This is a genomic window from Enterococcus sp. HMSC072F02, from assembly GCF_001837725.1.
In the GTDB taxonomy this organism is placed as follows: domain Bacteria; phylum Bacillota; class Bacilli; order Lactobacillales; family Enterococcaceae; genus Enterococcus_B; species Enterococcus_B lactis.
On sequence record NZ_KV833963.1, the window covers coordinates 1 to 12,651 of the forward strand.

Here is a 12,651-nt window from a genome sequence, read left to right on the forward strand (position 1 = left end):
CAGCCAAGTAAAAACAGCTCCTAATGTTTTTACTTGGCTGGACTTATTACCGCAGATGTAAGCTTTTGAACACCGTTTATTCGCAACAAAAGGGCTGTGACACGATTTTTGTCACAGCCTCTTTTTGCGAACTTTCATTTAGCTATTTTTAGAAACTTCTTCCGCCACCGCCAAAAGTCCCGCCACCGCTAGAGTGGGTAGTACTTCCGCCACCGCCGCTTCCAGGAGGTGGGCTTTTGGGGATTCTTCTTGTCGTGACAAAAGAATTTGTCAGACGATCGGTTTTTTCAGTTAATTTGATACTGGATTTTTCTCGGAACGGATATTTGTAGATGCCTGATTTCAATTGATAACGCGAAACAGTCACAAAATAAAAGACAAGACTAAGGATAAGAGCCAAAACAACAGCAATGATGATTTCCACTGTCGTCAAAACTTTATAGCGTGTGATTTTGCCAGTTTCTTCATCTACACGATAATGTCCTCCTGGAACTCCGTCTTCCACATATGTGGCTGATTTAGACAAGTACGCTTTTGCAGCATCGTAGTAGGCATCATTCGTCATCTGATCATAAACATCATCTAAGATCGAATCGATTCTACTGTCAGTCAAATAATCGATCATATTACCAGAAGTCGAAATGTAGATTTCACGCTGCCCCATATCCAATAGCAAAACTGAGCCATTTTGATCATTTCCGACTGCCTTTCTTAAGTAATTATCGGCAAAGTCTCTTGGTTCTTCTGAATTAGAAGTAGTTGTGACGATCAAGACTCGTCCCTTGATTTTTTCATTCAGCTTTTCTGCCTGTTGTTCCAAAGATTGGATTTGATCTGTAGTGAACAACCCAGCCTCGTCATTTACCGTTGCTGTATCCGCATGAGTAGCCACTGGCCAACTAACACTTACTAGCAAAAGAAAGAACAAAAAGAATTTTTTCATCATATCAAGTAACCTCCGATCAGAAAGAGGATCGCTAGTCCAACGAAAATCCCAAGAGCAGTCAGTCCTAATTTTTTCTGGCTAATCGGCAGGACACCGCTGACTTTTCCTGTTTGTCCATTCATTGCATAGTAGTAGACTTTTTTACTTGAGTCATTGCTTCGATAAGTAACGAGCCATACCGGCAACAATACGTAATTATTTACTTCATTTGTGATTGAAGCAGAGGTTCGGACACCTGTCAATGTTGTATACCCATTGGCAGTATCTTTTAACAGCTTCTCTGAATAGTCTTTTAATTCAGATTGGATTTGCGATTTGATTGCCTCGTATTCGATATCTCTTTTTTCTGCTTGGAACCCGGCTAAATACTGGCTTTTAAAATCAATTGCTTTATCTAACGGGAAAGGTTGCACACCTTCGACCATCTTTTGTTGCGTATTTTTTGATAAGGCATTTTTTACTAGTTCTTTAAAAGAAAGCTTGCCTGCTCTTGAAACAGCAAATTGCTTCGTTTCTGTGTATTCGATGTCACCTATTCGCCAAATGCGGATAACGGTGCCGTTTGCCTGCATTGTGCCATCTACTTCAGCATCTGTAGCCCAATAAGGGAAATATACACCCGTCAGCTTATCGATTTGGTCTTTATTGAAAAAAGCTTTTGGAACAAACCATTTTTTCTTGGTCCAAGCGAGAAATCTATTGATTGCTTCTTCTTTCTCGACAGCAAAAGGAAGTACTTTGTTTGGCAAGAATTCTCCGCTTAAACGTCCCGATAGTACGACGGGATTATGGCAGTAGTAACAATAAGTCGCAGCAGTGGTCGCATCGGTCACAATCTCTGCACCACAGTTGGGACAAAGGAAAAGATCCATCGCTACAGTATTACCTGCAGCTTCGTCCGCTGTATCTGAAAAACCGCCTGCCTCGTCAAACGCTTTGCGCTCGGCTTCACTCATGTCGGTAAGCTGTTCTTGGGCTGTAAAAGTAAAATCTTCTGTAGGCGAAGGTTCTTCTTTGTTCTCTTCGCCAGCCATACGCGCTTCTTTTTGCTTCTGCTCATATTGGCTGACTTCTTCTTCGGTATAGATATTCAGGCAGTATTCGCAATGAAATTTTTGGTCTTTAGGATCAAAAGTCAACGGACCGCCGCAATTAGGACATTTATGTGTCAGAACATCCATCAGCTGCACACCTTTCTCAATAAATTAATCAACGGGGATTCCTTTAAACGGTTTGCCGCAGTTTGGACAGAATTTAGGGATGCCGTTGGAAAGATTCACAATCTCGTTGCATTCGCTGCAACGCATCTGTAGCTTAGGTTGAGCGTTTTCTACTGGTTTGGCAGCGCCACAGTTGGAACAGAATTTTCCGGAATTTTCTGTCCCACAGACTGGACACGTCCAAGTATCTGCATTCCCTTGTGCGGCTTGTTGATTTTGTTTTTCAGCTTGTTGCTTGATTTGTTCTTGGTTGTTTTGAGCCGTTTGGGAAAGGTAAGAGCCATTTGCATTCATTCCCATATCTACGCCCATAAAGCCAGTCATTGCTCCTGCTTCATTTTTTCCGGCTGCTTCCATTCCACGGGCAATGGAACCTTGTACGTATCCTTCACGCACGCTAGGCTCACCTAGCATTGCCCCTTCATTACGCATATTGATTAGTTTCACAGAATCATCTGTGTAAGAAATGCTGGCCACAGCGACAGAGACGATCTCCATCCCTCGCAACTCGCGCCAAGAATCATCCAGTGCAGTATCCATGTATTTGCTTAACTCCAGACTCTTAGATGGTACATAAGAAATCCGTTGTCCATCCGCAGACATCTGATTGATTGCTGATTGCAATGCTGTTAGGAATTCAGCTAAGTATTGCTCGTTGATATCATTGATTTCTACTTGTGTTTTGTTTTTAGGAATTGCGTTTGTATAAAATAAAATCGGGTCAACGACACGAATAGAATAAGTACCATGTGCCCGTAAGAATAATTCTGCGTTATAGAAATTATCAAAGTAGTTCAATGGCGCACTCGTACCGAATTTGATTCCCTTTATTTCTTGGAGGTTGATATAAAAAACTTGTTGTTTCTGCGGTGTAACACCACCAAATTTAAATCGGTCAAATGTTTCAGCAATTGCTTCTTTCAGTGTTCCGTTGAACATGGAAGGAGCTGCGTCGTTTTTAATGGTGTAATACCCTTCCTCAGCGGTATAATCAATGATTTTTCCACCATCGACTAAAAGCATCATCATGTTTGGATAGACATGGACGACTGTTCCGTCTGTCAAAACATCTTCTGTTCCTTTACGATTGGAGCCACGTTTGTCATCTTTGCGAACTTTGACACCTTTCGTCATAACCGTTGTATCACTCATATTGTCTGGTTCGATGACTTCTAGCCATTGATCTGCCAGACCGCCGCCGACCATACTTGTTGCTGCTTTGATAAGACCCATAAAAAATTCCTCCTCTGATTCAGCTAATGCCAAACAATTATTGTTTATTTATTATACCATAGGAAGAAGTGAAACTTCTCGGACTAGAGACGGAATTGAAATGGAAACTTGCGTATTGATTAAATACCTGAAAAAGCCGAGAAGGATAGTAGTTTTTTTCCCAAATATCACGTATAATAAGAGATAGTGAATTTTTTAAAAAAGGGGGATCCTTATGGCATATCAAGCACTTTATCGAGTCTGGCGTTCGCAGCGTTTCGAAGACATCGTTGGACAAAAAGCTGTGACACAGACACTAAAAAATGCTATTGTTTCCCACAAAACCTCACATGCCTATTTGTTTACAGGACCCAGAGGAACCGGAAAGACAAGTGCAGCAAAGATTTTCGCAAAAGCAATCAACTGTCCGAACAGTAAAGACGGTGAACCATGCAACGAATGCGAAATGTGTCGATCAATCACTGCTGGTACACAAGAAGATGTGATCGAAATCGATGCTGCCAGCAATAATGGAGTCGAAGAAATCCGATTTATCCGTGATCGGGCAAATTATGCGCCTACAAAGGCAGCGTACAAAGTGTACATTATTGATGAGGTACATATGCTTTCAACAGGAGCTTTCAATGCCTTGTTGAAAACATTGGAAGAGCCAAAAGAAAGTGTCATATTCATCTTAGCAACGACCGAACCTCACAAAATACCAGCTACGATCATTTCACGAACCCAACGATTTGATTTTAAACGGATCAATACGGCAGATATTGTCGAACATCTTGAATTTATCTTAAAAGAATCGACTATCAGCTATGAACCAGCTGCATTGAATGTGATTGCCCGTTCTGCAGAAGGCGGGATGCGGGATGCATTGAGTATTCTCGATCAGGCAATCTCATTTAGTGAAGGAACGATTACTTTAGATGATGCCATGCAAGTAACAGGCAGCTTGACAGACGAAATGATGGACAGCTACTTGAGTGCTTGCGTGAAAAAAGAAGTACCAGAAGCATTGGAAGCGTTGAATCAAATTCTCGCAGCCGGCAAAGAATCACGTCGCTTTCTAGAGGATATGTTACAATACTGCCGTGATCTGCTGATGTATCAGCAAGCGCCCAATCTAGTTGAAGAACAATCAAGTACGATCAGAAGTACATTTACAGAATTGGCACAAACTGTTTCAGCGGAACAGCTATTTTCAATGATAAAGATTTTAAGCGATACACAAAATGAAATCCGATTTACTAATAGTGCCGCTATTTATTTGGAAGTCGCTACAGTCAAACTCGCACAGCTACCGTCTGCTTCTGTTCCTTCAGCAAAAATGGCATCAGCAGATGATCAGATAGTAAAACAGCTGCAACAAGAGATCAAGGAACTGAGAAACGAAATCAAAGAACTTCGCAGTAACACAGGAACTGCGAATACAAAAGTACAGCCAGTACAGCAGACGAATCACAAAAAACAAACAAGTACGTATCGGGTACCGACGGAACGGGTATATAAAGTTCTGCGGGAAGCGACAAGACAGCATCTGAACCAAGTAAAAGAAGTATGGGAAGATTTGCTGATGAGCCTCTCTGTCACTCAGCGGGCAATGCTTAAAGCAAGTGAACCAGTTGCAGCTGGCCCTACAGGATTAGTGATTGCATTTGATTATGAGATTGTTTGTCAAAGAGCAGCAAACGACGAAGAACTGCAGCTTTCGGTACACAATAATTTAAGCCGAATGATCAAAGACTATGCGCCTGATCCGGTTTATATCACAAGAGAAAGTTGGCCGGAACTTCGAAAAAATTATTTGACGCAAGCACAAGAAGAGGGAACAGAAAATTCTTTTGCTTCTGAAGAATCAGAAGGAGAAATCGAATTACTCCCTCAAGAACAGGAAGTACCAGAAGAAACACTTGTAGTAAAAGCAGAGGAACTTTTTGGTTCCGAGGCTGTTACAGTAGTAGATGACTAAGAAAAAAGGAGTAGATAATTATGATGCGTGGAATGGGCAATATGCAAGGCATGATGAAACAAGTACAAAAAATGCAAAAAGAAATGGCGGAAGCACAAGAGCTGCTAAATAAAACAGAATTTACAGGTAAAGCCACTAATGAATTGGTCAAAGCCGTATTTACAGGTGATCGCCGCATGAAGGATATCCAAATCAATGAAGAAGTCGTTGATCCTGATGATATTGAGATGCTTCAAGATCTTGTCGTAATGGCAGTCAATGACGCAATCACACAAATTGATGTGGAAACTGAGAAAAAATTAGGGAAATACGCAAAAGGGTTACCAGGATTTTAGTTTTAAACTGAAGGAGTAATGAATATGCAATATCCAGAACCAATTGCGAAACTGATCGACAGCTATATGAAACTTCCAGGAATCGGCCAGAAAACAGCGACAAGACTCGCGTTTTATACAATCGATATGAAAGATGAAGTAGTGAATGAATTTGCTAAATCTTTGTTAAGTGTAAAACGAGATTTACACTTTTGCAGTATCTGCGGAAACATCACAGAAGAAGATCCTTGCGAAATATGTAGAAACCCTTCACGTGATCGCAGCATTATCCTAGTGGTCGAAGAGCCGAAAGATGTAATGGCAATGGAAAAAATGCGGGAATATCACGGACTTTATCATGTACTCCATGGTGTGTTATCACCGATGGAAGGGACAGGTCCAGAAGATATCAATATTTCTTCGCTGCTGCAGCGGCTGCATGATGCAGATGTAAAAGAAGTGATCATCGCAACAAATGCGACAACAGAAGGAGAAGCAACAGCAATGTATCTCTCACGTCTAATTAAACCAGCCGGTATCAAAGTAACACGTTTAGCACATGGGTTGTCTGTAGGCTCTGATATCGAGTACGCAGATGAAGTCACGTTATTGAAAGCTGTCGAAGGAAGACGCGAGTTATAAATTTCTAATTAAATGTTTTTTCAGATACAATATAGAAGCAGCATAAGAGATGGGGGCAACAATGTGAACGGACTATTTATTACAATCGAGGGGCCTGATGGTGCAGGAAAAACCAGCATCTTGAATGAACTTTTCCCTCTTTTGAAAGAAGTAGCAAAAACAGAAATCATTCAAACAAGAGAACCGGGAGGCATCCCGATTGCTGAAGAGATTCGAGCGGTGATCCTGGATCCAAAAAATGATCGGATGGATGAACGCACGGAAGCACTACTTTATGCGGCGGCAAGAAGACAGCATCTAGTCGAAAAGGTCTTGCCTGCTCTGGCAAAAGGGAAAATCGTTTTATGCGACAGATTTGTCGACAGTTCTCTTGCTTATCAAGGTGCAGGCCGACGCATCGGCGTTACCGAGATTGCTCGGTTGAATGAGTTTGCTACAGAAGGTACTACGCCAGATTTTACCCTTTATCTTGACGTAGATTCAGACACCGGATTAAGAAGAATCAAGAAAAACAGACAAAACCAAATCGACCGTTTAGATTCGGAAGGTTTGGAATTCCACCAGCGTGTACGACATGCTTACTTAAAGCTGGCAGAAGAGAATCCGGAAAGAATCCACAAAGTTGATGCAAGAAAAAGCTTTGAAGAAGTGCTGCAAACAAGTTATCATACAATTATTGAACAATATCCGCAATTTTTTGAAAACTAGGAAGGTGAACGTTTATGAAAATTATTTTAGCGATTATCCAAGACAAAGACAGCAACCGTTTATCAAATGAATTGATTGATGCAAATATCCGTGCCACAAAATTATCATCGACAGGCGGCTTCCTTAAGGCTGGAAACAGCACGTTTATCGTGGGTATTGAAGATGATCGAGTAGAAGAAGCATTGGAAATCATCAAAAAAACGTGTGAATCAAGAAAACAATTTGTATCTACACCTGTTACATTGGATATCTCGATGGATGGGGGCGTCCCTTATCCAGTAGAAGTAGAAGTAGGCGGTGCAACAGTCTTCGTCTTACCTGTTGAAGGATTCCATCAATTTTAGGAGGAGCTGAGCTATGAATCAAGAAATAAACTTGGCTCAAATGCAACCGATCGTGTATCAGCAGCTTCAACGGAGTTTTGAGCATGGGCGTCTCGCTCATGCTTATCTTTTTGAAGGAGAAAAAGGAACAGGAAAACATGAAGTAGGTGTGTGGCTCGCACAGCACCTGTTCTGTACCCAAATGGAAGACAATCAGCCTTGCGGAAAATGCAACAAGTGTCAGCGGATCGAAAAGAAAGAACATCCAGATGTTCTGGTTATCGAACCGGACGGACAAACAATCAAAGTTGACCAGATCAGACGTTTGCAGACGGAATTCAGTCGCAGCGGATATGAATCAAGAAAAAAGGTTTTTTTGATTAAAGAAGCTGAAAAAATGAATAGCAGTGCGGCAAACAGTCTGTTGAAATTTTTGGAAGAACCACCGGGAGATTTTTTAGCGGTATTAGAGACAGATGCAGTAGGAAGGATTCTCCCTACTATTCAATCCCGTTGTCAAGTGCTGCATTTTCAAGAACTTTCAAAAGAAGCATTGATCCATCGATTGCAAGAAGAGCAGATTCCATTAGAAAAATCAAAACTTTTGGCTTTCTTAACAAACAGTTTAGGAAAAGCAGTTGAAATCTCTCAAGATGAATGGTTTAATGATGCTAAGGACTTGATTTATCAATGGTTCGTTTACTTGCAAAAGCAAGACACTCAAGCCTTTATCTATGTCCAAAAAAAATTAGTGAAATCATTTAAAGAAAAAACACAGCAGTTTACAGGATTATCTGTCCTGATGTTTTATTATCAGGAAGCACAGCGTCAAGCAGTAGCGAAAGGCGAATATGGCAAAGTGAAACAGATAAACCAGATAATTGAACGAATATTGATCGCAGAGCAGAAACTACGTAGCAATGTCGGTTTTCAAGCTGTTGCGGAACAGTTCGTTTTGCAGACGATTTTTTAGCTTGCCGCAGAGGACGAGAATCGAGGAGGATGGAAATGGTAGAAGTAGTAGGTGTCCGATATAGAGATGCAGGTCATATCTATTATTTTGCACCAGGAGACTCTGAATATATTTATAATGACAAGGTATTAGTCGAATCTCAGCAATCCTTACATATTGCTACTGTTGTCCTTCCTAAAAAAGAGATTGATCCCAATGACCTTCCTGAAGCTATTCGTCCAATCTTGCATAAAGCATCAAAAGCTGAACTAGAAAAAGACAAAAAAAATAAAGAAGATGCGCGTGATGCATTGCAAATCGCAAAAGAAAAAGTGCAGTTGCGTGAGCTGGAAATGAAAATAATCAAAGCTGAATATACATTTGATCGAAACAAACTGATTTTTTCTTTTACGGCGGACGGGCGAATCGACTTTAGAGAATTGGTGAAGGATCTAGCCGCTGTATTTCGTACTCGTATTGAGCTTCGACAAATTGGTGTACGCGATGAAGCGAAGATAATAGGCGGAATTGGTCCATGTGGGCGTCCATTATGCTGTTCTTCTTTTTTAGGCGATTTCGTGCCCGTATCGATCAAAATGGCAAAAGATCAAAGCTTATCTTTGAACCCAACAAAAATTTCCGGTTTATGCGGACGCTTGATGTGCTGTCTACAATATGAGAGCGAAGAATACGAGACAGCAAAAAAAGAACTCCCTGACTTTGGAAAAGTAATTGTTACACCTGATGGTAAAGGGAAAGTCGTAGGGTTGAATCTGCTTAGCCGTATCGTTAGTATTCGGCTGACTGGACGGGAAAATCCTGTCGAATATGAATGGGATGAATTGAAAGAATTTATCCAAGTAGGTGAGATAAATGGATAAGAGATCATTATACGACGGATTGAATCAGTTAGAATCAGAGTTGAGAAATACATTAACAGAACTTGTTGAAATGAAGCATGCTTTGCATGAAATCGTAGAAAAAAATACGACTTTGGAGATGGAAAATCAACGTTTGCGAGAACATCTTCGGGAATTGAACCAAGTTGCACAAGCTCCAGCTGAAAATGTGAAGCAAGAACTTTCCAAGTCTCGTATGAATCTTGAAAAAATTTATGAAGAAGGCTTCCATGTCTGCTACGATTTATATGGATCAAGACGGGACAATGACGAGCCTTGTGCGTTTTGTCTAGAAGTGATCTATCGCGAAAGCGGTCGATGATCAATAACAAGAGGAGACTGGAGCGGAGAAAGACTGCTCCAGTTTTTTTATTAAGGAGATTGTGACAGATGTATAATCAAAAAAGTTTCAAAGGAAATCCAGTATACGGGAATTTATATCTTGTACCGACGCCAATCGGAAATCTAGAAGATATGAGCTACAGAAGTGTTCGTATGCTACAAGAAGCAGACCTTATCGCAAGCGAAGATACGCGTAATACACAAAAATTATTGAATCACTTCGAGATTCCTACGCCCCAAAAAAGTTTACATGAACATAATTATAAAGAACGTGTCCCTCAATTGATTGCTTTGTTAAAAGAAGGAAAAACGATTGCTCAAGTCAGTGACGCAGGAATGCCTTCCATCAGCGATCCTGGACATGAGCTAGTTTTAGCCTGCATAAAAGAAGGGATTTCTGTGATCTCTATCCCAGGACCTACAGCTGGGATGACGGCTTTGATTGCTTCAGGGCTAGTGCCTCAACCATTTTTATTTTATGGCTTCCTTCCACGCAAGAAAAAAGAACAGAAAGAAACATTGGAAAAGCTAAAAGAACAAACAGCTACGCTGATTTTCTATGAGTCACCTTATCGGATCACAGCTACGTTGACGAATTTCTTAGACATTTTTGGTAATCGCCAAGTCGTTTTGTGTCGAGAATTGACAAAGATCCATGAAGAATACCTTAGAGGAAGTACAGAAGAACTACTTGCATATATCGAAGAACATCCAGTAAAGGGGGAATGTTGTCTGCTTGTAGAAGGAAATTTGTTTGAAACGACAGGGACAGAAGTGGATGAAGAGCAGGGATCCTTAAAAGAACAAGTAGAAGCAAAGATTGCATCAGGCGAAAAGCCAAATGCTGCTATCAAAGCAGTAGCGCTTAAAAATGGACTGAAAAAACAAGAAGTTTACCGTCAATATCACGAATTAGACTGAAATAGTATAAGTAGTATACAATGAAGCGGCAATGTGGAAAACAGCTACTAACTTCTCAAACCTCTTGAACGCGAACGAACGTTCCTGTATAATGGCTAAGAGGTGAGGATGATGGAGCTGCAATTTCCTTTACATAATGATACATCAAGAAAAATCATTCATATCGATATGGATGCTTTTTTCGCTTCTGTTGAAGAACGAGATCATCCTGAGTTTCGTGGGCACCCATTAGTAATTGCTAGACATCCCAGTGACACTGGTGGGCGTGGAGTAGTGACTACGGCAAATTATGAAGCAAGAAAATTCGGAATTCATTCAGCAATGAGTGCACAAAAAGCGTATGAACTTTGCCCGCAAGCCATCTTTAAGCCTGGCGACCATCATAAATACAGCGAGATTTCCAAACAAGTACGGGAAGTATTCTATCATTATACAGACATTGTGGAACCAGTTAGTATCGATGAAGCGTATCTTGATGTGACCGAAAATAAAATCAATTGCAAGTCAGCCATCAAAATCGCCCGAATGATCCAGGCAGATATTTGGGAAAGAGTCCAGCTAACATGTTCTGCGGGAGTAAGTTACAATAAGTTTTTGGCCAAATTAGCATCAGACTATCAAAAACCTAGAGGGATCACAGTAGTTGCACCTCAAGATGCTGTGCCATTTTTAAAAGCTTTGCCAATTGAAAAATTTCATGGAGTAGGAAAGAAAACTGTACCTAGAATGCATGAGTTAGGGATTTATACAGGAAAAGACCTATATGAATGCACAGAAATGATGTTGATTCGAAATTTTGGAAAAATGGGCTATTCTCTTTATCGTAAAGTGAGAGGAATCCATGATTCTCCAGTAAATGTTACAAGAGAGCGAAAATCTGTGGGAAAAGAGCATACGTATGGACAGCCATTGCAAACGGAGGAAGCCGTGCTGGCTCAGTTGCGCCAACTAGCTGAAAAAGTAGAAGAAGCACTGAGAAGAGTCCAAAAACATGGGAAAACAGTGGTTTTGAAGGTCAGGTACACGGATTATTCTACTGTGACCAAAAGAGTGACATTGCCAGAATACATCTATAAAAAAGAAGCGCTCTTTTATCAAGCAAGTCTTATATGGGAGGAAATCTTGGGAGTAGAAAAAGGGATCCGATTGTTAGGAATCACCTTGACGAATCTTGACCCGATGACCTATGAAAATATCGTCCTTCCGTTATGGGGAAATCAAGAAATATAAAAACAGCTTTGAGAGTTGAAAATGGAAATCCGTTTTCTCTCTCAAAGCTGTTTTTATATCAAGTCTTGTTTTTTGATTTGTTCATAGGTTTCTGTTGCATCCGTACATTTTTCCCAAATCATAACTTGGTTGGATTCTAAAGATTTTTGGACATCAATGATTCGCTGGTTGCTGCTTCCGCGAAATTGTAGTTTTAGGTCACGTTTGCTCAATTCAAAGCGTCCGTCAACAAGGATATCGATTTGCGAAAGGAGTTCTAATTTATCTTCTGAATCTTGTAACAATTCATCAAAGGTATAGCCTGTCCATGACCAGATATCTTTTGTCGTACCGAACTCTTTTCGGATACGTCGTACGACTTGCAAACAAACATCTGTATTCAAAAAAGGCTCGCCGCCCAATAAAGTCAGTCCTTGTACGTAATCGTTGCGCAAGTCAGCGATGATTTGTTCTTCTAATTCAGGTGTGAATGGTTTGCCATATCGAAAATTTTGCGCCGCTTTGTTGAAGCAACCTTCGCAGGCGAATAAGCAGCCACTAACGTAAAGACTGTTACGGACACCTTCACCATCGACAAAATTAAACGGTTTGTAGTCAGCAATATAGTTTTGACTGTAGTCTTTTGCTAACCATTCTTTTGGTTTTGGATTTCTCATAAAAAAACTTCTTTCATTTAAGGTTCAAAGATATAGCTATTGAAGATAAAATCTACTCGACCACATAAATAAGAACAAACCGACCTAAATCCATTGTTCAAAAAAAGCTTGTTCTTATTTTGATAGAGAGCGTTCAAAGGTACAAAGCATCGAAAGAGAGTGGTGAAAAAAGATTTGTCACTGCCTCTTATTCTGAATAAACGGTGTTCAAAAGCTTGCATCTGCGGTAATAAGCCCAACTAAACGAAAAATATGAGGAGCTATTTTTGTTTAGCTGTTCTTATTACTTGATGCAGGACAGCTTT

14 protein-coding genes are annotated in these 12,651 nt (G+C 40.5%); 10 read left to right on the forward strand and 4 right to left on the reverse strand.

Annotated elements, in window-relative coordinates:
* Nucleotides 1–148: 148 nt before the first annotated feature.
* The 3 genes from HMPREF2731_RS08430 to HMPREF2731_RS08440 are packed head-to-tail and all read right to left on the reverse strand — an operon-like array spanning nucleotide 149 to nucleotide 3,399.
* Nucleotides 149–946 (reverse strand): TPM domain-containing protein, encoded by a 798-nt coding sequence (locus HMPREF2731_RS08430; RefSeq protein WP_002335525.1) that lies wholly within the window; start codon nucleotides 944–946, stop codon nucleotides 149–151.
* Complete coding sequence (locus tag HMPREF2731_RS08435) at nucleotides 943–2,127, reverse strand: TFIIB-type zinc ribbon-containing protein (RefSeq protein ID WP_002315433.1); 1,185 nt, start codon at nucleotides 2,125–2,127, stop codon at nucleotides 943–945. The genes HMPREF2731_RS08430 and HMPREF2731_RS08435 overlap by 4 nt, the downstream gene beginning before the upstream one ends.
* 24 nt (nucleotides 2,128–2,151) lie before the next feature.
* The gene (locus HMPREF2731_RS08440; RefSeq protein ID WP_070872734.1) at nucleotides 2,152–3,399 is read right to left on the reverse strand and encodes an SPFH domain-containing protein; all 1,248 of its coding nucleotides are present in this window, start codon (nucleotides 3,397–3,399) and stop codon (nucleotides 2,152–2,154) included.
* A gap of 214 nt (nucleotides 3,400–3,613) precedes the next feature.
* Here HMPREF2731_RS08440 and dnaX point away from each other — a divergent pair, with 214 nt between their 5' ends.
* The 10 genes from dnaX to dinB all read left to right on the forward strand — a co-directional run bounded on the left by dnaX (nucleotide 3,614) and on the right by dinB (nucleotide 11,690).
* A complete protein-coding gene (dnaX, locus tag HMPREF2731_RS08445; RefSeq protein WP_002329005.1) occupies nucleotides 3,614–5,359 on the forward strand; it encodes a DNA polymerase III subunit gamma/tau in 1,746 nt (581 codons plus the stop codon).
* Nucleotides 5,360–5,379: 20 nt separating this feature from the next.
* Complete coding sequence (locus tag HMPREF2731_RS08450; RefSeq protein ID WP_002329006.1) at nucleotides 5,380–5,694, forward strand: YbaB/EbfC family nucleoid-associated protein; 315 nt, start codon at nucleotides 5,380–5,382, stop codon at nucleotides 5,692–5,694.
* A gap of 24 nt (nucleotides 5,695–5,718) precedes the next feature.
* Nucleotides 5,719–6,315 carry a recombination mediator RecR gene (gene recR / locus HMPREF2731_RS08455; RefSeq protein ID WP_002292338.1) on the forward strand — a complete coding sequence of 199 codons (597 nt, stop codon included), beginning with the start codon at nucleotides 5,719–5,721 and terminating at the stop codon, nucleotides 6,313–6,315.
* 63 nt (nucleotides 6,316–6,378) lie between these two features.
* Nucleotides 6,379–7,023, forward strand: coding sequence for a dTMP kinase (tmk, locus tag HMPREF2731_RS08460; protein WP_002292339.1), 645 nt, complete (start codon nucleotides 6,379–6,381; stop codon nucleotides 7,021–7,023).
* 14 nt (nucleotides 7,024–7,037) lie between these two features.
* Nucleotides 7,038–7,367: a cyclic-di-AMP receptor gene (locus tag HMPREF2731_RS08465; RefSeq protein ID WP_002292340.1), complete on the forward strand. Its 330-nt coding sequence runs from the start codon at nucleotides 7,038–7,040 to the stop codon at nucleotides 7,365–7,367.
* A gap of 13 nt (nucleotides 7,368–7,380) precedes the next feature.
* Nucleotides 7,381–8,319 carry a DNA polymerase III subunit delta' gene (holB, locus tag HMPREF2731_RS08470; RefSeq protein WP_070872736.1) on the forward strand — a complete coding sequence of 313 codons (939 nt, stop codon included), beginning with the start codon at nucleotides 7,381–7,383 and terminating at the stop codon, nucleotides 8,317–8,319.
* Between the two features lie 35 nt (nucleotides 8,320–8,354).
* Nucleotides 8,355–9,179 carry a PSP1 domain-containing protein gene (locus HMPREF2731_RS08475; RefSeq protein WP_002292343.1) on the forward strand — a complete coding sequence of 275 codons (825 nt, stop codon included), beginning with the start codon at nucleotides 8,355–8,357 and terminating at the stop codon, nucleotides 9,177–9,179.
* Nucleotides 9,172–9,519: a DNA replication initiation control protein YabA gene (locus HMPREF2731_RS08480; RefSeq protein WP_002288076.1), complete on the forward strand. Its 348-nt coding sequence runs from the start codon at nucleotides 9,172–9,174 to the stop codon at nucleotides 9,517–9,519. Before HMPREF2731_RS08475 ends, HMPREF2731_RS08480 begins: the two co-directional genes overlap by 8 nt.
* Nucleotides 9,520–9,587: 68 nt before the next feature.
* Complete coding sequence (rsmI, locus tag HMPREF2731_RS08485; RefSeq protein ID WP_002292345.1) at nucleotides 9,588–10,460, forward strand: 16S rRNA (cytidine(1402)-2'-O)-methyltransferase; 873 nt, start codon at nucleotides 9,588–9,590, stop codon at nucleotides 10,458–10,460.
* Between the two features lie 108 nt (nucleotides 10,461–10,568).
* Nucleotides 10,569–11,690 (forward strand): DNA polymerase IV, encoded by a 1,122-nt coding sequence (gene dinB, locus HMPREF2731_RS08490; RefSeq protein ID WP_002310241.1) that lies wholly within the window; start codon nucleotides 10,569–10,571, stop codon nucleotides 11,688–11,690.
* Between the two features lie 53 nt (nucleotides 11,691–11,743).
* Here the strand turns inward: dinB and nrdG are convergent, their stop codons facing one another.
* Entirely contained in the window at nucleotides 11,744–12,346 is a 603-nt protein-coding gene (gene nrdG, locus HMPREF2731_RS08495) for an anaerobic ribonucleoside-triphosphate reductase activating protein (RefSeq protein ID WP_002292348.1), read from the reverse strand.
* Between the last annotated feature and the right edge of the window lie 305 nt (nucleotides 12,347–12,651).

Bases quoted from the DNA above. Each gene is read 5' to 3' on its own strand.
- HMPREF2731_RS08430 (WP_002335525.1), bottom strand. From the start codon at position 946: ATGATGAAAAAATTCTTTTTGTTCTTTCTTTTGCTAGTAAGTGTTAGT.
- dnaX (WP_002329005.1), top strand. From the start codon at position 3,614: ATGGCATATCAAGCACTTTATCGAGTCTGGCGTTCGCAGCGTTTCGAA.
- rsmI (WP_002292345.1), top strand. From the start codon at position 9,588: ATGTATAATCAAAAAAGTTTCAAAGGAAATCCAGTATACGGGAATTTA.
- HMPREF2731_RS08440 (WP_070872734.1), bottom strand. From the start codon at position 3,399: ATGGGTCTTATCAAAGCAGCAACAAGTATGGTCGGCGGCGGTCTGGCA.
- nrdG (WP_002292348.1), bottom strand. From the start codon at position 12,346: ATGAGAAATCCAAAACCAAAAGAATGGTTAGCAAAAGACTACAGTCAA.
- HMPREF2731_RS08465 (WP_002292340.1), top strand. From the start codon at position 7,038: ATGAAAATTATTTTAGCGATTATCCAAGACAAAGACAGCAACCGTTTA.
- HMPREF2731_RS08475 (WP_002292343.1), top strand. From the start codon at position 8,355: ATGGTAGAAGTAGTAGGTGTCCGATATAGAGATGCAGGTCATATCTAT.
- HMPREF2731_RS08435 (WP_002315433.1), bottom strand. From the start codon at position 2,127: ATGGATGTTCTGACACATAAATGTCCTAATTGCGGCGGTCCGTTGACT.
- HMPREF2731_RS08450 (WP_002329006.1), top strand. From the start codon at position 5,380: ATGATGCGTGGAATGGGCAATATGCAAGGCATGATGAAACAAGTACAA.
- holB (WP_070872736.1), top strand. From the start codon at position 7,381: ATGAATCAAGAAATAAACTTGGCTCAAATGCAACCGATCGTGTATCAG.
- recR (WP_002292338.1), top strand. From the start codon at position 5,719: ATGCAATATCCAGAACCAATTGCGAAACTGATCGACAGCTATATGAAA.
- dinB (WP_002310241.1), top strand. From the start codon at position 10,569: ATGATGGAGCTGCAATTTCCTTTACATAATGATACATCAAGAAAAATC.
- HMPREF2731_RS08480 (WP_002288076.1), top strand. From the start codon at position 9,172: ATGGATAAGAGATCATTATACGACGGATTGAATCAGTTAGAATCAGAG.